Source organism: Streptomyces sp. LaBMicrA B280 (assembly GCF_049222185.1).
Taxonomy (GTDB): Bacteria; Actinomycetota; Actinomycetes; order Streptomycetales; family Streptomycetaceae; genus Streptomyces; species Streptomyces murinus.
Genome location: NZ_JBMJCT010000033.1, coordinates 274,679 through 291,500, shown reverse-complemented (window position 1 = coordinate 291,500; position 16,822 = coordinate 274,679). Strand labels below are relative to the sequence as shown.

The 16,822-nt window shown below is 74.4% G+C and carries 16 protein-coding genes and 1 pseudogene; 8 read left to right on the top strand and 9 right to left on the bottom strand.

Annotated features, from left to right (window positions below; genetic code table 11):
- The first annotated feature begins 55 nt into the window (after positions 1–55).
- Positions 56–562: a SigE family RNA polymerase sigma factor gene (locus tag ACLF5H_RS26275; RefSeq protein ID WP_421678479.1), complete on the top strand. Its 507-nt coding sequence runs from the start codon at positions 56–58 to the stop codon at positions 560–562.
- Positions 555–1,277: a hypothetical protein gene (locus ACLF5H_RS26270; protein WP_421678478.1), complete on the top strand. Its 723-nt coding sequence runs from the start codon at positions 555–557 to the stop codon at positions 1,275–1,277. Before ACLF5H_RS26275 ends, ACLF5H_RS26270 begins: the two co-directional genes overlap by 8 nt.
- A 72-nt stretch (positions 1,278–1,349) precedes the next feature.
- Here ACLF5H_RS26270 and ACLF5H_RS26265 read toward each other — a convergent pair whose 3' ends face one another.
- Positions 1,350–2,129: a hypothetical protein gene (locus tag ACLF5H_RS26265; protein WP_421678477.1), complete on the bottom strand. Its 780-nt coding sequence runs from the start codon at positions 2,127–2,129 to the stop codon at positions 1,350–1,352.
- 210 nt (positions 2,130–2,339) lie between these two features.
- Here ACLF5H_RS26265 and ACLF5H_RS26260 point away from each other — a divergent pair, with 210 nt between their 5' ends.
- Positions 2,340–3,869 (top strand): hypothetical protein, encoded by a 1,530-nt coding sequence (locus ACLF5H_RS26260; RefSeq protein WP_421678476.1) that lies wholly within the window; start codon positions 2,340–2,342, stop codon positions 3,867–3,869.
- Between the two features lie 9 nt (positions 3,870–3,878).
- On the opposite strand, the gene ACLF5H_RS26255 is transcribed toward ACLF5H_RS26260, so the two are convergent.
- The 3 genes from ACLF5H_RS26255 to ACLF5H_RS26245 form a co-directional block, all read right to left on the bottom strand.
- Complete coding sequence (locus tag ACLF5H_RS26255; protein ID WP_421678565.1) at positions 3,879–5,117, bottom strand: DUF2201 family putative metallopeptidase; 1,239 nt, start codon at positions 5,115–5,117, stop codon at positions 3,879–3,881.
- A gap of 185 nt (positions 5,118–5,302) precedes the next feature.
- A complete protein-coding gene (locus ACLF5H_RS26250; RefSeq protein WP_421678475.1) occupies positions 5,303–6,649 on the bottom strand; it encodes an AAA family ATPase in 1,347 nt (448 codons plus the stop codon).
- A gap of 140 nt (positions 6,650–6,789) precedes the next feature.
- Complete coding sequence (locus tag ACLF5H_RS26245) at positions 6,790–8,202, bottom strand: hypothetical protein (RefSeq protein WP_421678474.1); 1,413 nt, start codon at positions 8,200–8,202, stop codon at positions 6,790–6,792.
- 217 nt (positions 8,203–8,419) lie between these two features.
- Here ACLF5H_RS26245 and ACLF5H_RS26240 point away from each other — a divergent pair.
- Positions 8,420–8,976 (top strand): annotated as a pseudogene (locus ACLF5H_RS26240) (flavodoxin family protein).
- A gap of 432 nt (positions 8,977–9,408) precedes the next feature.
- On the opposite strand, the gene ACLF5H_RS26235 reads toward ACLF5H_RS26240, so the two are convergent.
- Both ACLF5H_RS26235 and ACLF5H_RS26230 read right to left on the bottom strand, forming a co-directional pair.
- Positions 9,409–10,197, bottom strand: a complete 789-nt coding sequence (locus ACLF5H_RS26235; protein ID WP_421678473.1) for an Fpg/Nei family DNA glycosylase — start codon at positions 10,195–10,197, stop codon at positions 9,409–9,411.
- 112 nt (positions 10,198–10,309) lie between these two features.
- Positions 10,310–10,966: a ScbR family autoregulator-binding transcription factor gene (locus ACLF5H_RS26230; RefSeq protein WP_421678472.1), complete on the bottom strand. Its 657-nt coding sequence runs from the start codon at positions 10,964–10,966 to the stop codon at positions 10,310–10,312.
- 119 nt (positions 10,967–11,085) lie between these two features.
- Between ACLF5H_RS26230 and ACLF5H_RS26225 the strand changes: the two genes are divergently transcribed.
- Entirely contained in the window at positions 11,086–12,141 is a 1,056-nt protein-coding gene (locus ACLF5H_RS26225; RefSeq protein WP_421678471.1) for a ScbA/BarX family gamma-butyrolactone biosynthesis protein, read from the top strand.
- On the opposite strand, the gene ACLF5H_RS26220 is transcribed toward ACLF5H_RS26225, so the two are convergent.
- Positions 12,111–12,713: a TetR family transcriptional regulator gene (locus ACLF5H_RS26220; protein ID WP_421678470.1), complete on the bottom strand. Its 603-nt coding sequence runs from the start codon at positions 12,711–12,713 to the stop codon at positions 12,111–12,113. The two genes, ACLF5H_RS26225 and ACLF5H_RS26220, sit on opposite strands and share 31 nt — an antisense overlap.
- 92 nt (positions 12,714–12,805) lie before the next feature.
- Between ACLF5H_RS26220 and ACLF5H_RS26215 the strand changes: the two genes are divergently transcribed.
- Positions 12,806–13,684, top strand: a complete 879-nt coding sequence (locus ACLF5H_RS26215) for a hydrolase (protein ID WP_421678469.1) — start codon at positions 12,806–12,808, stop codon at positions 13,682–13,684.
- A gap of 204 nt (positions 13,685–13,888) precedes the next feature.
- On the opposite strand, the gene ACLF5H_RS26210 is transcribed toward ACLF5H_RS26215, so the two are convergent.
- Positions 13,889–14,914: a helix-turn-helix transcriptional regulator gene (locus ACLF5H_RS26210; RefSeq protein WP_421678468.1), complete on the bottom strand. Its 1,026-nt coding sequence runs from the start codon at positions 14,912–14,914 to the stop codon at positions 13,889–13,891.
- 95 nt (positions 14,915–15,009) lie between these two features.
- Here ACLF5H_RS26210 and ACLF5H_RS26205 point away from each other — a divergent pair, with 95 nt between their 5' ends.
- Both ACLF5H_RS26205 and ACLF5H_RS26200 read left to right on the top strand, forming a co-directional pair.
- Positions 15,010–15,453, top strand: a complete 444-nt coding sequence (locus ACLF5H_RS26205; RefSeq protein ID WP_421678467.1) for a VOC family protein — start codon at positions 15,010–15,012, stop codon at positions 15,451–15,453.
- A gap of 114 nt (positions 15,454–15,567) precedes the next feature.
- Positions 15,568–16,188 (top strand): rhomboid family intramembrane serine protease, encoded by a 621-nt coding sequence (locus ACLF5H_RS26200; protein ID WP_421678466.1) that lies wholly within the window; start codon positions 15,568–15,570, stop codon positions 16,186–16,188.
- Positions 16,189–16,255: 67 nt separating this feature from the next.
- On the opposite strand, the gene ACLF5H_RS26195 is transcribed toward ACLF5H_RS26200, so the two are convergent.
- Positions 16,256–16,693, bottom strand: a complete 438-nt coding sequence (locus tag ACLF5H_RS26195) for a PPOX class F420-dependent oxidoreductase (RefSeq protein WP_421678465.1) — start codon at positions 16,691–16,693, stop codon at positions 16,256–16,258.
- Positions 16,694–16,822: the final 129 nt, after the last annotated feature.

Genomic DNA, 16,822 nt, shown 5'->3' with positions numbered 1-16,822 from the left:
CGCAACGGCAGCGGTACCCCACACGCCCCGCGCCGTAAGAAGAAAGCACCACCAGGTGACCGAAGACGAGTTCGACCTCTTCTACACGGCTGCCTACCCGCGTCTGGTCGGCCAGTTGTACGCCCTGACGGGTGATCAGGCCGAGGCCCAGGACGTGGTCCAGGAGGCGTTCATCCGTGCCTGGGACAGGCGTGCGTCCGTCCTGAACGGCGACCGGGATCCGGAGGCGTGGCTGCGCACGGTGGCACACCGTCTGGCGATGAGCCGGTGGCGGCGAACGCGCCACTGGTGGCAGCTGGTCCGGGGCGAGCACGCCCCGCGAGCGGTGTCCGAACCGAGCCCGGACCACGTGGCGTTGGTGACCGCTCTGCGCCGCCTGCCGGAAGCCCAGCGGACCGCGGTCGTACTGCATCACCTGTGCGATCTGAGCGTGGAGCAGATCGCCGCCGAGACCGGCGCGGCTCCCGGCACCATAAAGGCGCGCCTGTCACGCGGCCGTACCGCACTCGCCGCTCACCTCGTGAGCGAAGCACCGCACCCGACGGAGGAAGCCTGTGCCTGAGCAGCAACTCCCGCAGCCGCTGACCGAGTCGGAGCTGAACGCCCGCTTCCGCCGCCTGGCCGAAGCGGGGACGGCGCCGGTCCCGACCTCGGGCGCGCAGGTCAGAGACCAGGCGGTACGACGGCGCCGCAACCGGCGCGCCGCGCTCTCCACCGCCGCCCTCGCGGCGGCGGCCCTCACCGTCCTCACCACCGGTGTCCTCGACTCCCCCACCGGGCCGGCCGCGCCTCCCGCGACGTCCGTGACCCGCACCACCCGGCCCGCCGCCCCGTTCCGTACCCCCGTCCAGCGGGTGACGGTCGACCTGAACTCCGAAGTCCTGGACATCAAGGGCAAGGGGTACGGCATCGCCGTGCCCGTACCCATCTGCCCGATCGGCGAGACGAGGGTCACGGTCACCGCCAAGTACCCGACGCTGACCACGCCCGGCCCGGCCGGCAGCGGCATGGCATCGCCGCTCAAGCGGTGGGTGGTCACCTTCACCGACCGCCATCACCACGAGCGGCTGCTGTTCTGGGCCCTCGATCCCTCCGAGAGCTTCGTCAGCGTCGCCCGCAACACCTCCGGCTCCCTCGTCCTGCCGTACGAGACCGGCAAGGAGGTGTACGACGCCGTCGGGCCCGGCACGCGGGTGGACATCAAGGGCTGGCAGGCCGCGAACGCGCAGCCGGACTCCCTGTGCCCCGACCGCCGGCCGATCACCGGCACCCACTGACGCCGCACGCCTCCGCGCGCCGCGATCGGCCGGGGGCGCGGGGGCTTGTGGGGGATTCCCCTGGGCGCGCGCTCACTGCCCAGGGGGCTCGTCGTAGTCGTCGTCGAGGAGCGGGCTGTGGCGTTCCGCCAGCGGGCCGACGCCGAGGTCTTCGCGCATGAGTTTGCGCATCCTGGCGGCCGCCTGGCCGCGGGCCCCCCAGCGGGCGCGGTCCTCCGGGCTGCTGACCGCGGTGCCGGTGGCGTAGCCGTCGCAGATGCGGCGCAGGCAGTGGAAGACGCCGTTGGACGCCTTGACGACGGGCTGGGGGGCGATGAGCCACATCCGTTCCGAGGCGATGCTGATGCCGGAGTCCCGGAACGCCTCGCGCAGCGCGAGGGCGCGCTCGTCGTCGGACGGGTGCTCGCGCTGGGCGAGGGCCCGCAGGGTCTCGCCGAGGACCTTCACGGTGGTGGTGTACTGCGTGTAGATGTCGAGCCGCAGCCGCAGGGCCTCTTTGGCGTCGTCGTGCTTCCACCGGTTCCGGTCGGCGATGACGGTGGCGACGATGCCGATCGCGGCACCGGCCAGGGTGGAGAGCAGCGGCAGCGAGTCCATGCGGGCCAGCTTGGGGCATCCTGCGGTGACGGCACCAGGGGCACGGCCCCGGCTCCCCGGTGGCGGGAGCCGGCCCCGGGCCCGCCTACAGCAGCCAGAGCGAGCTGCCGACAGACGGTTGCGGGCATCGGCGAGGTCCGTCAGCCAGCCGTTCCCGTGCCGGTGGTAGCGGCGCCAGAACGGGTCGGCGAAGGCGGAGACGGCCGCGCCCCTGTTGTGCTCGATGAGCGTCCGGGCCGCGTTGTCGGCGGCCACCCCGGCTGAACATGGCGCGGATCAGCTCTTCGTTGTCGATGTGGCCGTCGGCCATGTCGGCCATCGCCTCGTGAACGCACCGCCCCATGGCGAACCGGCCGTCTCCAGGTCTTCGCAACCGGCCGACCGAGCCGGGTCGGGCCGGTGTCCGGGCTGTGGGCATCGTGCGTTACCGTGGCTCGTTTTTGTCGCGTACCACTGGGGGGTCAGATGCGGCGGATCACCGCGGCCGCGAGTGTCGTCACCGTACTCGCGCCGCTTCTTCTCGCCGGTGCCTCGACGGCATCGGCGGCGGCCAAGGGGTCGCTCACCGTCACGACGTTGGACAGCGGCGGCAAGCCGGTGTACGCGCAGGTGGCGGTCTACAACACCAAGACGTACGACTTCCGGTACATCACCAGCAACAAGGCGGCGTCGCTGCCCGACGGCAGCTACGAACTCGCCACGTCCTTCACGGACTCCACCGGTGGGCGGGGCACGGTCGGCGGGCACAGCGTGACGGTCTCCGGGAGCACGAAGACCACGTTCGACGCACGTCAGGGGCGCCCGGTCAGCGTCTCCCTCAGTCCGAGTCCGGGCGGCGGGTACGACCGCAGCGTGAGCGCGTACGTCTGCACCGCCGACAACGGCCCGGCCGTCATGGGTCTGTCGGCGGCGCCGGGCGACCTGTACGTCATCCCGTCGAGCAGCAAGGCGTACGAGCTGTCGTACGGCACGACGTACGAGCCGACGTCGGCGGCGGGCGGTGACGTCTGGCTGGCGACCGCCACGCACAAGGGCGGTGTGCCGTCGGGGGTTTCGGCGGCGCTGAAGCGGTCCGGGCTGACCGCGCTCAAGGTGTCCGCGCGTTCGGGCCCGGACAGCGGGTCGGCGCGGTTCTCGTTCGACAACCAGATATCGAGCGGTGACTCCTGCCCGATGTCCACGAACCACCTGTCCCTCCGGCGCGACCTGCCGAACTACTTCACCGCCCATCTCCCGCCCGGCCAGTGGAGCGTGAGCCAGCAGGCGCGCGATTTCGTCTACGACGGGTTTCACAACTACGCGGCCGGAAAGACGACGTCGCTGACGCTCGGGCACGCGGTGTGGGGGCCCGGTGGGGCGATGCCGTACACCTGGTACCACCAGCTGTACCTCGACGTCTTCGACCCGTTCGCCGACCCGACCCTGCCCGCGGGCGGGACGCTGGCCACCGGCACCGTCAAGCTGACCCACTCGGGCAAGACGCTCTACTCGCACGCCTTCAGCCCGTCGAGCACCCCGAGCGCGCAGCCGGTGATCCCCGGTGCGGGCTGGTACACGTTCAGCGAGGTCGGCCGGCGCGGCCTGCCCTCCGGTTCGCTGTCGACCACCTCCACCCTCACCCTGCGCTTCTACGCGGACCCGGCCAAGAACCAGGAGATCCGTGACTACGTCACCCGGTTCTGGCCGAACGGGCTCGACACCCGCAACCGGGCCGTCCCCGGCTCGACCACGTCCGTCGACCTCGGCATGCGGCGCGACGGCACCGGCGACGGCTCGGTGGCCCGGTTGCCGGACGGGGTGAAGTCCGTGCGCGCCTGGTACACCACCGACGGCGGCGGCAGCTGGCACACCACCGCGGCGAAGCTCTCCGGCGGCAAGTGGACCATCGCCGTGCACAACCCGGCCACCGGCCGTGTCGGCCTGCGTTCGACGGTCACCGACACGCACGGGGACAGCTCCACGACCACGGTGTACAACGCGTACGTGGTGAGCTGAGGGCCCCCCTCAGCCGATGGTGACGACCCGGGCCCAGGGCGGCGGGGTGTCCGGGGCGTAGTCGGGGTCCTCCTCTGCGGTGGCGCGGGCCGGGCGGGGGAAGAGGCCGACGACGGTACGGCAGGGCGGGGGCGCGGCGGGCCAGGGGGTCTGGCCGTCGGTGAGGGCGACGATCACATCGGGGCGAGGCCGGGAGAGCAGCGCCCGGGCGAAACCGGAGCGCAGATCCGTGCCCCCGCCGCCGACCAGCGGGATGTCCTCCGCGCGGCACAGCGGTACGGCGATCCCGGCCGCCGCGTCGCAGGAGAGCACCGAGACCAGGTCCCGCCGCCCGCCCACCGCCCGGGAGATCGCCGCCACCTCCAGCAGCGCGCCGCCCAGCTCCGCGTCGCTCACCGAACCGGAGGTGTCGATCACCACGCACACCCGGGGCGGGCTGCGGCGCAGGCTGGGCAGCAGCACCCCGGGGACACCGGCCGAGCGGCGGGAGGGGCGCCGGTAGCTGTGGTTCTCGCCCACCCCCGGCGCACCGGCCGCCGCACGGACCGCCGCGCCGAGCAACTGCCGCCATGGCTGCGGCGGATGGAACGCCTCGTCCGCCCACCGGCGCCATCCCTCCGGTGCGTCGCCCGGCCGGCCCTTGATGCCCTCCGCGACCCGGAAGCGGATCGCGTCCCGCTGCTGTCCGCTCAGCCCGTGCGCCCCGGCGGGCCCCAGCTCCCAGGGCCGCCGCTGCCCGTCGGCGCCGCTGCCGCAGTCCAGCCAGGCCAGGTCCCCGGTGAGGCCGGACATCGACGCCGTCCGCAGGTACTCCTCCATCAGCAGCCCGTCGGGCAGCCCCAGCAGGGACGGCAGGACCGCGCCGGCCGGGAGGGGGAGGCCGTCGCCGTAGATGTCGTCGTTGATCTCGAAGTCGGCGGCGATGTTCTGCCGCAGCCGCAGCCAGGCCCGGCCCCCGGCCGTGGCGCCGCGCTCCCCCGGTCCGGGGTCCTCGTGCTCGCGGGCGTACCGCTCGCCGCGTCCGTGGTGGTCCCGCAGCAGGTGGGAGACCTCGTGCACCCAGACACCCGCCAGCTCCTCCAGCGGGGTGCGGGCCACGAAGCCGGGGGAGACGTAGCAGCGCCAGTGCGCGTCCACCGCCATCGTCGGCACCGAGCGGTCCTCGACCACGTGCAGCGCGAAGAGGGCGGCGGCGAGGTAGGGGCGCACCCGCACCGCGTGCAGGCGGGCGGCGAGCAACTTGTCCATGTCCAGGGGGAGTCCGGGACGGGGGCCGCCGCCGCTGTACGGTGCGCCGCCGCTGTACGGTGCGCCGCCGCCGTCCGGTGCGCCGGAGGTGGCCGGGGGGCGCGGGGCGGTGGTGGGTACCGGGCGGGGTGGGGGCACCGGGCGCGGCACGGGGTTCCGGGGCGGGTGACCGGCGGGTGTCGTCGTCATCGAGGAGTGCCCGTCGTTCGGGGGGAGTTGGCGGGCGGGGTCGAAGGGGGCGCCGGCCTCGGCGGGGTCGACGTGAACGACGGCGCCGCAGGAGTGGCCGACTTGGCGGGTCCGGTGGCCAACCCCACTGACCGGGCAACCCGTTGGGAGAGGCCGATCACCCCGGCCAGGCGTTCCACCGCCTCCGGCACCTCCCACTCGTCCCGTCGCAGCGTGGCCAGCGCCGTCGCCGGGGCGACCAGCAGGTCCGGGGCGCCGGTCTCCAGGGCGCGGACGAGTACCGCCCAGCCCGCCTCCCACCGCTCCCGCCGCGGCCGGGCGCCGACGGCGGCCACCACCGCCTCCAGCGCCGCCTGCCGCAGATCGCCCCGCTCCGGCAGCTCGGCGGACGCCGGATCCGTGAGCAGCGATTCCGGGTCGGGGAGGTCCATCCGGTCGAGATGGGCGAGGAGTTCGAACCCCGGGCCGTCCCCGACCGCGCCCCGCACCAGCAGCGCCAGCACCTCCTTGGAGACATCGGCCGCCGTGCCGAAGGCCAGCAGGGTCAGCGCGGCCTCCCAGCTGCGCGGCGAGGGCCAGGCGCCGCCGCGCCGGGTCTCGGTGCTCGGCAGCCGGTGGATCAGCGTCGGCCTGGCCTCCAGGAACCCGCACACCGCGCGCCGCGCGTACGCCACCGCCTCCGGCAGCCGCTCCGGCAGCAGCCGGGGCAGCTCCGCCCGGGGCCAGACCCCGCCGAGGCCCCGCACCACCACCTCCCGGTCGTGCACCCAGTACAGATGCACGAACCGGTTGGCCAGCGGCGGGCTCAGCTCCCAGCCGTCCGCCGCCGAGGCGCGCGGGTTGGCTGCGGCCACGATCCGTACCCCGGGCGGCAGTTGGAGCGCGCCGACCCTGCGCTCCAGGACGACCCGGAGCAGCGCGGCCTGGACCGCCGGGGTGGCGGTGGAGAGCTCGTCCAGGAAGAGCAGCCCCCGTCCGGCCCGTACCAGCTGAACGGCCCACTGCGGCGGCGCCATCGGCACGCCCCGCACCTCCGGGTCGTCGCCCACGATGGGCAGCCCCGAGAAGTCGGACGGCTCATGGACGCTCGCGATCACGGTGGTCAGCGGCAGATCGAGGGTGGCGGCGAGCTGCGTCAGCGCCGCGGTCTTGCCGATGCCCGGCTCGCCCCAGAGCAGCACGGGCAGATCGGCCGCGACGGCCAGGGTGAGCGCTTCGAGCTGCTCGTCGGGGCGCGGCTCCGTGGCGGTCGTACGGAGGAGGGCCAAGAGGTCCTCGGCCACGGCGAGTTGGGGGCCGGTGGGGGTGGACACCGGCGCGGGGAGGAGGGTGGCGGAGGTCATGGGCATCACCTGGGTGGGAAGGGGGACGGGGGAGGCCGCCGTCCCGGAGGTCGGAGAGTGGTGGTGCGGGGAGTGCGCGGGGTGCGCCGTCGGCAGGGCGGTGCGGCGGCGGGGGGAGCGGGACGGAGGATCGGCGCGGGTCAGAGCAGGCCGGTGCGCGGCCGGGGGCGGCTGCCCCGCTTGCGGCGCAGCGCTCGCGGCGTATGGCGGTCGAGCCGGGGGCGGTGGTCCGGCTCGGTGGGGCCGGTTCCCGGGACGCGCCGGGCCGCCGGGTGCACGGCGACCAGCCCCGCGCGGAAGACCCCCTGGTCGACACGGCGGGCCGCCGCCGACTCCAGTTCCCGCCGCAGGGGTCCGTCGCGCAGCGTCGCGGCGGGACCGAGCAGCCCCTCGACGACGGCCAGCGCACCGGCGATGTCACCGTGGCCGAGCCGCTCCCGTACCGCGGGCAACGCCTCCGGGTCGCGGTGCACCGCGTCGATCGCCCGCAGGCACGGCAGCGCGGGGCCGCCGAGCGCCACCAGCAGTTCCTCGCGGCGCAGTTCGGCGGGGTGGTGGTCGACCGCGGTGAGCACCCCGTCCCGCAGCAGGATCCGATGCGTCTCGCCCCGGCACGCCACGCGGTGCGGATCGTGGGATTCGGGGGCGGGGCCGGGGACACGGGCCGGATCACGCGCGAGCGGGCCGACGGCCCTCAGCGCCCCGGCGACGAGCGGATGCAGCCGCCCGGCCGTGATCAGCCCGGACCGCAGCAGCTCCAGATCCGGCAGGAGCCGGGCCGCGGCCTCCGGGAGCACCGGGAGCGCGGCGACTTCCTGGGCCGGAAGGCCGTAGGACAGCGGCCGGAACGCCGGGACGTGGGCGTCGTCGGGGGCGACGAGTTCGAGTACGGCGCGACCGCGCGCACCGAGCCGTACGGTGAAGGCACCGCGCGGGCGTCCCTCGGCCCGCAGCAGCAGCTCCGCCTCGGCGGCCCAAGTGGCGTGCGCCCAAGGGGAGTCCTGGTCGGGCGGGCCGCACCGCCGCGCCAGTTCGCCGCTGCGCGCCCCGTCCCAGAGGTGCCGGTGCAGATCGAGGCGGAAGCGCCGGTCGGGATGCGGGTGGGGGTGGTGCCCGAAGGCGCCGTCGCCGGGCCCCTCCCACAGGGCCAGGGACATCCGCTGCCCGGCGGCCGCGCGGGCCGGTGGCGTCCGCACCACCAGCTGGACGGGCGGGGCGTCGCCGTGACCTCCGTACCGCGCGAGGGAGAGAGTGAGGCCGGGGCGGAGGCGTCCGTCGGGGGCGATCCGGGGCATGTGCCAGCGCAGCAGATCGGGGGCCAGTCGGCGCAGGTCCGCGCGCAGGCGGGTGGTGAGTTCGGTGCCGTGGCGGTCGCGCACGGCGCGCAGATCGAGATCGGTGTCGACCCGGGCGGCGGCGCAGGCCCCCGCCCAGTCGCCGGCCGCACGGCGTGCGGTCGCGGTCTCGATCATGGACGGTGGCACGGCGTACTCGCGCACGCGCTGCCACATCAGCAGGTGGGGCGGAAGGTCGTTCGCGAAGTGAGATGCCATCAGCACTCACCCTGAGCGAACGATTCCCCCAATCCGTACGAGGAGAAGTTCTTCATCGCGAGCATCATAAGCACCGCTCCGGCGGTCTGTCAGTCGCGATATCGGTGCGCGGAGCGGACGCCCCGGTGAGCGGGGAGTGGTGGCGGAGGCGGGAAATACCGTGGCGGTGGGCGGAGTTGCACGCGAGGTACTCAGTCGCACGTACTCGGGGGTTCGCGTGGACCGTTCGTTCCTCTTCCTTCTCGCCAGCGCCCGGCCGGGCGGCAACAGCGAGCTGCTGGCACGGGCCGCGGCCGAGCAGCTGCCGGTGGCGACCGAGCGGCGCTGGCTGGATCTGGCGCGGCTGCCGCTGCCCGGCTTCGTGGACACCCGGCACGCCGGGACGCCCCCGCGCTGCGGCGGGCGACGCTCGCCGCCACCGACATCGTGATCGTCTCCCCGCTGTACTGGTACTCCCTGTCCTCGTACGCCAAGCGCTACCTCGACTACTGGTCGAAGTGGCTGTCCACGCCGGACCCGGGCTTCAGGGCGGCGATGGCGGGGCGTTCGCTGTGGGGCGTGACGGCGATGGCGCACCGCGAGGAGTCCGTGGCCCGGCCGCTGGAGCTCACCCTGCACCACTCGGCCGCCTACATGGGGATGAACTTCGGCGGCGTGCTGCTCGGCAACGGCACCCGGCCGGGGCAGGTGCTCGACGACGAGCGGGCGGTCGTACGGGCCAAGACGTTCTTCGCCGGAGAGGCCCGGCCGGCCCGCTTCCCGGAAGAGGGCTAGGCGGCGGCCCGCGCTTGCGGGAAGCGGGCAGGCGCACGCCGGGCTCGGGTCCGGGTGGTCCGTGCGGCCGGACTCACCGCCGGGGGTACCTCGCGTACGCCGATCTCACCGCCGGGGGCACCTCGCGTACGCCGATCTCACCGCCAGGGGCACCTCGCGTACGCCGATCTCACCGCCAGGGGCACGTCACGTACGCCGATCTCACCGCCAGGGGCACCTCGCGTACGCCGATCTCACCGCCAGGGGCACCTCGCGTACGCCGATCTCGCCGCCGGTGTACGTCGCGTACCGGTCGCGCACCGCAGCCGAGGGCGGTCGGATCGGCGCCCGCCGTCGACAGGCGTTCGGCGGCGGACCGGCCGCCGTCGGCGGGAGCGGTTCGCCAACACCCCGAGGGGGCGCCTCTCCGTGGGCCGGGCTCCCGGGGGCGGCTCAGTCCCCGTCCCCCTGGCACCGCGGGCACCACACCGTCCCCCGGCCCCCCAGCCGCGTCCGGCGCAGCGGGGTACCGCAGCGCGGGCACGCCGGGTCCGGGTCGTCGCGGTGGCCGGTGAGCCAGGAGGCGCGGGGCGGGACGCGGCCGGTGGGCACGGCGGAGCGGAGGGTGCGGCGCAGCTGGGTGTGCAGGCGCCGGAGTTCGGCCGGGGTGAGATCGCGGGCCCGGCGGTCGGGGCGCAGCCGGGCCCGCCACAGGATCTCGTCGGCGAGCAGATTGCCGAGACCGGCGAGGACGGACTGGTCGGTGAGGGTGGTCTTGAGGCGGCCGCGGCGGGTGGCGAGGGCGGCCGCGAGGTCGTCCCGGGTGACCGTCAGCGCGTCGGGGCCCTGGCCCGCGAGCAGCCGCTCGACCTCGCATTCGTCGTGGGCCAGCCACAGGCCCCGGAGTTTGCGCTGGTCGCGGTAGCGCAGCCGACGGTCGTCGGCCAGCGTGAACAGGACGCGGTCATGGGCCTCGACCGGGTCGTCCGGGTCGGCCCACAGCAGCAGGCCGGTCATGCCGAAGTGCAGCAGCAGGGTGGGTCCGTCGGTGCGGGCCAGCAGCCATTTCCCGCGCCGCTCCGGCTCCGCGAACCGCCGCCCCTCCAGCGCGTCCCGCAATCCGCGCGCGCCGATGCCGTGCAGGACACCGGTGTCGCGGACGTCGACCCGGCGTACGACGCGGCCCCGGGCACCGGAGTCCAGCAGGCGGCGGAAGCCCTCGACGTCGGGGAGCTCAGGCATGACGGAGACGTGCCCGCCGGGTGGGGATGCCGATGCCGGGGTCCATGGGAGCCTCCCTCGCTGCGGGCCGATCCCGCCGCGGGCGGCCCCGTCCGTCCCCCTACCTCTACCTCTACGCCTTCGGCACCACCGCCGTGAGGATCTCCGCCACCCGTTCGGCGATGTCGGCGCGGTCGTTGAGGACCCAGGACATGTGCTGGGCGCCGAAGAAGGCGGAGACGAGGACGCGGGCGGTGGCCTCGGGGTCCACGGACGCCGGGAGCTGCCCCGCCTCATGGGCCTGGCGGAGCCAGCCGGTGACGGCCCGCGTGTAGCCGAGGTACGGCATCGGCAGTTCGGCGCCGATCAGCGAGCGCTCGATCTGCAGACGCGCGCCCGCCTGCACCATCGTGTCGTCGCGGAAGGCGGCCGCGGTACGCATCAGCAGCTCCGCCACCGCCTCAAGCGGCGCCAGATCGGCCTCCTTCACCTCCTGCCCGATGATCCCGAGCAGGTGGTAGAACTCCTCGGCGACCGCCTGGGCGAGCGCCTCCTTGTTGGCGAAATGGAAGTAGACCGCGCCCTTGGTCACCCCCGCCAGCTCGGCCACGTCCTGCACGGTCACGGTGGGAAAGCCCCGGGTGGCGAAGGCCTCCGCCGCGGCGTCGAGCACCTGTCCCCGGGTTCGCACGGCGCGCTGCTGCTTGAGGCCCGTGTCCCGGTGCCGGGGGGCGGTGCCCCGGTCGGGCAGGGACCTGGGGGCACTGGGTTCCACGGCCATGCTGTCCATCCTCCGGGCGCTCCTTGAAAGATACCTTCGGGAATGTATTGTAAGCGGCGGTCCGATGTCCGGAAGAGTCGTGCCGGTGTTGCTCGTCTGCGTGAATACATTCACTGGGGGTCCAGACCATGCATCAGCCTGTCGCCCGTCCACTTCTCGCTCCGCTGCCCGGGTCCGCCGCCCGGCCCGAGCGCCCACAGCTCAGCTTCCTTCAGCCGGTGCCCCGGCACATGGTGCACCGCGCGGCGATCGCGGAGGTCTTCCTCACCGACGCCGTCCGCACCGGCGAGCACAGCTTCCTGGTGGCCGCCCAGTGGCCGCGCGACCACGCCCTCTACTCGCCGGGCAGCGACGGCACCAGCGACCCGCTGCTGTTCATGGAGACGATCCGCCAGTCCCTCGTCTATCTGGCGCACGCCTACTACGACGTGCCGCTCACCCACCGCTTCATCGGCTTCGGCGCGGAGTTCGAGATCACGGACCGGGACGCCCTGCGCGTCGGCGGCGAACCGCTGACGACGGTCCTGGAGGCCCAGTGGATCTGGGTCAACAACCGCCCGCCGAATCGTTTCGGCATGCGCCTGGAGGTCGTCCTCACGGTCGGCGGGCGCGTCTGCGGGCGCGGCGCGCTGCATGTGGTGGCCGTGGACGACAAGCGGTACGCCATGCTGCGCGGCCGACGCGTCAGACCCTGCGGCGCCGGTGTGCCCACACCGGCGCCGGGCCTCCCGCACCGGGCGCACCCGGCGACGGTCGGCCGACTGCGCGCCAAGGACAGCGTCCTGGTGCGCGAACGCGCGGACGGCCCCTGGCAGTTGCTCATCGACGTGGCGCACCCGGTGCTGTTCGACCACCCCAGCGACCATGTGCCGCTGGTGGTCACCCTGGAGGGGTTCCGCCAGCTCGGCCATCTGCTGCTGCACCCCGGCGACACCGCGCGGGACGCCGGGCACGCCCTGCTCGGCATGGAGCTGGACTGCCTGGCCTTCGGCGAACTGGACGCGCCCATCGAGCTGTTGGTGCGCGAGCTGCACCCGAACACCGGCTCCGGCCGGACCCGGCTGACCCTGGACGCCGTACAGTCCGGCAAGCCGGTCGCCACCTGCCGGACCCTGTGGGAGGCCGTCGACCGGAGCGCGTCCGGTGCCGGTGCTCAGCGGGGCGTCGTACCGTCCGCGGCCTGAGGCACCGCCCCGACCGCGTCCCACAGATCGCGCACCCGCTCGGCGAGACCGCTGCGCTCGGGGTCGGGCGCCGTGCAGTACGAGCCGATCAGGATCACGGTGGCGAGATCGGCCAGCGACTCGGTCGACAGCCGCTCCGCCGGGACTCCCCCGCTCCCGGCGCTCGCCACCGCCTCGGCGGCCAGGGCGCGCAGATCGGACAGCAGCCTTGGCGGCTTCGGCGCCGAGGCGGCCTCGTCCATCACCAGCCGCAGCGCCGCGTTGAACCGCACGTCCGACTCGATGCGTTCGGCGAGCGTGCAGGACAGGGCCCGCAGCCGCTGGTACGCCGGCAGGTCCGCGGCCGCGTGCCGGGCGAGGACCTCGTCCACCACCTGGTCCAGATGGTCGGTGAGGGTTCTGGCCAGGTGCTCCTTGGAGGCGAAGTGCGCGTACAGGGCGCCCTTGGTGAGTCCGGTGCGGGCGGCCACGTGCTGCAGGTTGGCGCGCGGATACCCGTGCCGGACGAACTCGGCCGCGGCGGCGTCGAGGACGAGTTCGTGGGTGCGGCGCGAGCGCGCCTGTTTCGCCATCGCGAGTCCCTTCGGAGGGGCGGGTTCGGCACTGAACCGAGGCCCCTCAAATAATACCTTCATGAACGCACTTTATTTAAGGAGCAGTTCGCATGCCCTGGACCAGCGCCTTCGACACGGCCGCCGCACACGCCCGGGCCGCCGACCGTAACCGCCGGCTGTCCGGCGAGGTGGTCACCGCCCTGACCGCGGCCGGGGCGGCCCGGCACTTCGTACCGCGCCGCTGGGGCGGCGCGGAGGGCGGGTTCGGGGCCCTGCTGCCGAGGATCGCGGAGCTGGGCGAGGCATGCCCGTCGGCCGCCTGGGTCGCCATGCTGTGGGCGGCGCACGGGCGGTTCGCCGCGCTGCTGCCCGAGGAGGGGCAGCGGCGGCTGTGGGGCGCGTCGCCCGACGTGCGGATCGCGGCCGGGCTGATGCCGCCGGCCGGGCGGGCGGAACCGGTGCCGGGCGGGTGGCGCGTGACCGGCACCTGGGGCTGTGTCAGCGGCATCGACAGCGCCGACTGGGTGCTGGTGGCGGCGCCGGAGCCGGCGGGCGGGATACGGGTCCTCGCGGTGCCCGCCGACGCGGTGGACGTGGCCGACACCTGGGACGCCACCGGGCTGCGCGGCACCGGCAGCCACACCGCCGTCCTGCGGGACGTCTTCGTACCGGGCCATCTCACCTTCCCGCTCGACGAGTTGCTGCGCGGCCGGGACGACGCGCCGGACCGGCCCCGCTGCCACACCGCCCCCGCCCAGCTGGCCGGTGGACCGATGTTCTGCGCCCCCGCGCTGGGCGCCGCCCGCCGGGCGCTGGCGGTGTGGTCGCGCTGGGCCGCCGGGCAGGGCTCGGGCCGGAGCAGGAGCGGCCAGGGTGCCGCCGTGCGCGGCGAGAGCGGTGCCGGCCAGGGCGGTCAGAGCGCCGGTGCTCGTGGCGGGAACGGCCGGGGCGGGGCGCAGGCGCGTCGGCCGCGGCGGACGAACCCGTAGCCGTGCCCCGCTGACGGGACGGGCCTTGGAGTGCCGACCCGTAGCCGGAACACATGGACGAGATGAGAGGACGCGTCCTCGGGCCGATGGCAGGCCCGGGGACGCGTTCTTTCTGGCATCGGCGGTGCCGAGGCCACGGCGGAAAGGGGCACCGCGCGGCCGGGCGCACCACCGTCATGCCCCCCCGGACCACGGCGAGCCCGGTCAGGCACGGGCGTAGGACGTCAGCCGCTCCGTGAACTCCGCCATCAGGGAGCGCAGTTCGTCCGGTCCCTCGATCACGAAGGGGCGGTCCAGGGAGGCGAGGAGCGGGGGGAGCCAGTCGAGGTGTTCCGCGCGGAGTTCGACGCGCAGCCAGCGTTCGGCTGCCGGGTCCGAGCCCGAGCCCGAGCCCGAGCCCGAGTCCGAGTCCGAGTCCGCCGCGGGATCGCTCACCGTGGCGACGGTGGCGGGCAGGCGGGTGCGGATCCGGGCCGGGGTGCCGTGGATCCGCAGGGTGACCTGGTGGCGGTAGGCGGCGGTGGCGAAGGCGGCCAGGACGCGCTCGGCCGGGTCGGGGCCGGACGGCGCCTCGAACGTGCCGGGCAGGGTGCGCGCGGCGGTGATGCGGTCCAGGCGGAGGGTGCGGTCCTCGGCGCGGGAGGCGTCCTCGCCGGTGACGTACCAGCGGCCCGCGTGGGCGACGATCCCGTACGGGTGCAGGGTGCGTTCGCTGCGCCGGTCCGCGCGGTCGGTGTAGCGGACCGAGACCGGGCGGCGGTGGCGTACCGCGTCGGCGAGGGTGAGGAGGACGGCGCTGTCCGGTGGGTCCCCGGCGGCGGACGTGCCGGGCTCGTCCGTGAAGGCCAGGGCGTCCAGGAGGGTGTCCAGGCGGCCGGCGATGTGCCGGGGCAGGACGCGCCGGATCTTCGCCGAGGCCGTCTCGTTCGCCGTGCGCTGCGCCGTCGTCAGCCCCGTGCGGCGCCCGGCGATCAGGCCGAGCAGGACGGCCAGTGCCTCGTCGTCGCTGAGCATGAGCGGTGGCAGCCGGTATCCGGGGGCGAGGCGGTAGCCGCCGTAGCGGCCGCGCACCGACTCCACGGGCACGTCCAGGTCGATCAACTGGTCCACGTACCGGCGCACGGTCCGGCCCTCGACGCCGAGGCGGTCGGCCAGTTCGGCCACGGTCCGGGTGCCGCCCGACTGGAGCAGTTCGAGGAGGGTCAGGACGCGGCCGGTGGGTCGGGGCATGCGCACAATCTAACGCCGATAGAGGACCGATTCTGTCCACTATTTCTCCTAGCCTGCGGAACACAGCACGTCTCAAGCACGGCCAGGGAGATCTCATGGACTTCGTCTCGATCCGCATCATCACCGGCGACGTGGCACGCCTCGTCACGTTCTACGAGCGCGCCCTGGGGGTGCGGGCGGCCTGGGCCACCGAGGACTTCGCCGAACTCCGGCCCGCGGGCGCCACGCTCGCGATCGCCGGCACCCGCACGGTCCCGCTGTTCGCGCCCGGCTCCGCCCGCCCGGCGGACAACCACAGCGTGATCACGGAGTTCCTGGTCGACGACGTGGACCGCGTCCACCAGGACCTGTCCGGCTTCGTCACCGAGTTCGTCACCGAGCCGACCACGATGCCCTGGGGCAACCGTTCGCTGCTGCTGCGCGACCCCGACGGCAACCTCGTCAACTTCTTCACGCCGGTCACCCCGGCCGCCGTCGAGAAGTTCGCGGACCGCCGATCCGCACAGCCGGTCGCACCGGCCGGCGACCACGCGCGATAGCCTCCGGCAAGCCGCTCCAGCGGGACACGGGCGGCCCGTGCAACGCATGGACCGGCCGCGCGGGCGTCCCGTCGCGCGGCCGAACGACCATGGCGCGGAAGGGAGTTGTACGGGGTGACCAGCGCACGGCACGACGAACGGACACCGGCCCCGGAGCCCCGGCCCGGCGCCCGCGGTCGGCGGGTGCCGCAGGTGACGGCGACGCTGTTCCTGGTCACCGGGGCGGTGACCGCGGCCCAGTTCGCCTTCCCCGGAGTGCTCGCGGCGCTGCGCCGCGATCCCGGCGCGCTGGCGTCGGGCGAGTGGTGGCGCGCCCTGTCCCCGCTGCTGGTGCAGTCCCCGGCCTGGCAGGCCCTGGTGACCGTGCCCGCCGTCATGGCCCTCGGCATCCCCGCCGAACGGATCTTCGGCGCCAAGGGCGTGCTGGCGCTGTACCTGGCGCCCGCGGCGATCGGTGAGGGCCTCGGCTACGTCTGGCAGCCGCACGGCGCCGGGAACTCCGTCGCCGTGCTCGGCCTGGCCGGCGGTCTGGTGTCCTGGCTCTTCCTCGAAGCCCAGGAGCAGGGCTGGCCGAAGCCCCTGCTCGACCGGGTGCGCGTCTGGGGCGCCGCGGTGCTGGCCGCAGCGGTCGCGGACAACGCCTTCCGCGACATCCACGGCCTGCCCGCCCTCGCGGGCGCGGTGATCGGGGCGGGGCTGCTGCTGCGGCGCCGCCGAGGGGCGTCAGGCGTCTGAGCGCCGCGCGCCCGACACCGCCGTACGCGACCACGACCGGCGGCCCGAAGAAGCACGGCCGGAAGGCTCAAGAAGGAAGCACCCCCGCCCGGAACGGCTCCACCCCCACCACGTGCCGTGCCCTCTCCGGCTCGACCAGCACATGCACCCGCCGCTCCCCCTCCATCAGCCACGGGTAGTTGTCCTGTCCCAGGTACTTGCGCGCCAGCCGGTCCATCCCCCGCTCGGCCTCCTCGCCCGTCACCAGGCGCACCGCGCGGCCGGATATCAGGACCCGGTCGTAGGGGTTCTCGGCGTCGGCGTGGGAGAGGTGGACCCGGGGGTCATGGCGCAGGTTCTCCTCCTTGATCCGCCCGACCGAGGTGTTGAAGACGATCAGCCCGTCCTCCAGCCCCACCCACATCGGCGTCGCGTGCGGCGCCCCGTCCGGCGACACCGTGGCCACGGACCAGAAGTTCGTCCCCTCCAGTCGCTCCCGCACCGGTTCCGTCAGTTCCACCGCCACGGCGGCCCCTTTCCTTGATCATCATCGGTCCGACCACCGTGACACGGACAACCGTCGGCGGAATCGATGATTCCGGAAAGATCATGTGAAGACCGGACGGGGACCACACGGGGATCGCACGGGGACAGC

Coding starts and splice junctions, on each gene's coding strand:
- ACLF5H_RS26260 (WP_421678476.1), top strand. CDS start 2,340: ATGCGGCGGATCACCGCGGCCGCGAGTGTCGTCACCGTACTCGCGCCG.
- ACLF5H_RS26255 (WP_421678565.1), bottom strand. CDS start 5,117: ATGGACAAGTTGCTCGCCGCCCGCCTGCACGCGGTGCGGGTGCGCCCC.
- ACLF5H_RS26250 (WP_421678475.1), bottom strand. CDS start 6,649: ATGACCTCCGCCACCCTCCTCCCCGCGCCGGTGTCCACCCCCACCGGC.
- ACLF5H_RS26245 (WP_421678474.1), bottom strand. CDS start 8,202: ATGGCATCTCACTTCGCGAACGACCTTCCGCCCCACCTGCTGATGTGG.
- ACLF5H_RS26235 (WP_421678473.1), bottom strand. CDS start 10,197: ATGCCTGAGCTCCCCGACGTCGAGGGCTTCCGCCGCCTGCTGGACTCC.
- ACLF5H_RS26230 (WP_421678472.1), bottom strand. CDS start 10,966: ATGGACAGCATGGCCGTGGAACCCAGTGCCCCCAGGTCCCTGCCCGAC.
- ACLF5H_RS26225 (WP_421678471.1), top strand. CDS start 11,086: ATGCATCAGCCTGTCGCCCGTCCACTTCTCGCTCCGCTGCCCGGGTCC.
- ACLF5H_RS26220 (WP_421678470.1), bottom strand. CDS start 12,713: ATGGCGAAACAGGCGCGCTCGCGCCGCACCCACGAACTCGTCCTCGAC.
- ACLF5H_RS26215 (WP_421678469.1), top strand. CDS start 12,806: ATGCCCTGGACCAGCGCCTTCGACACGGCCGCCGCACACGCCCGGGCC.
- ACLF5H_RS26210 (WP_421678468.1), bottom strand. CDS start 14,914: ATGCCCCGACCCACCGGCCGCGTCCTGACCCTCCTCGAACTGCTCCAG.
- ACLF5H_RS26205 (WP_421678467.1), top strand. CDS start 15,010: ATGGACTTCGTCTCGATCCGCATCATCACCGGCGACGTGGCACGCCTC.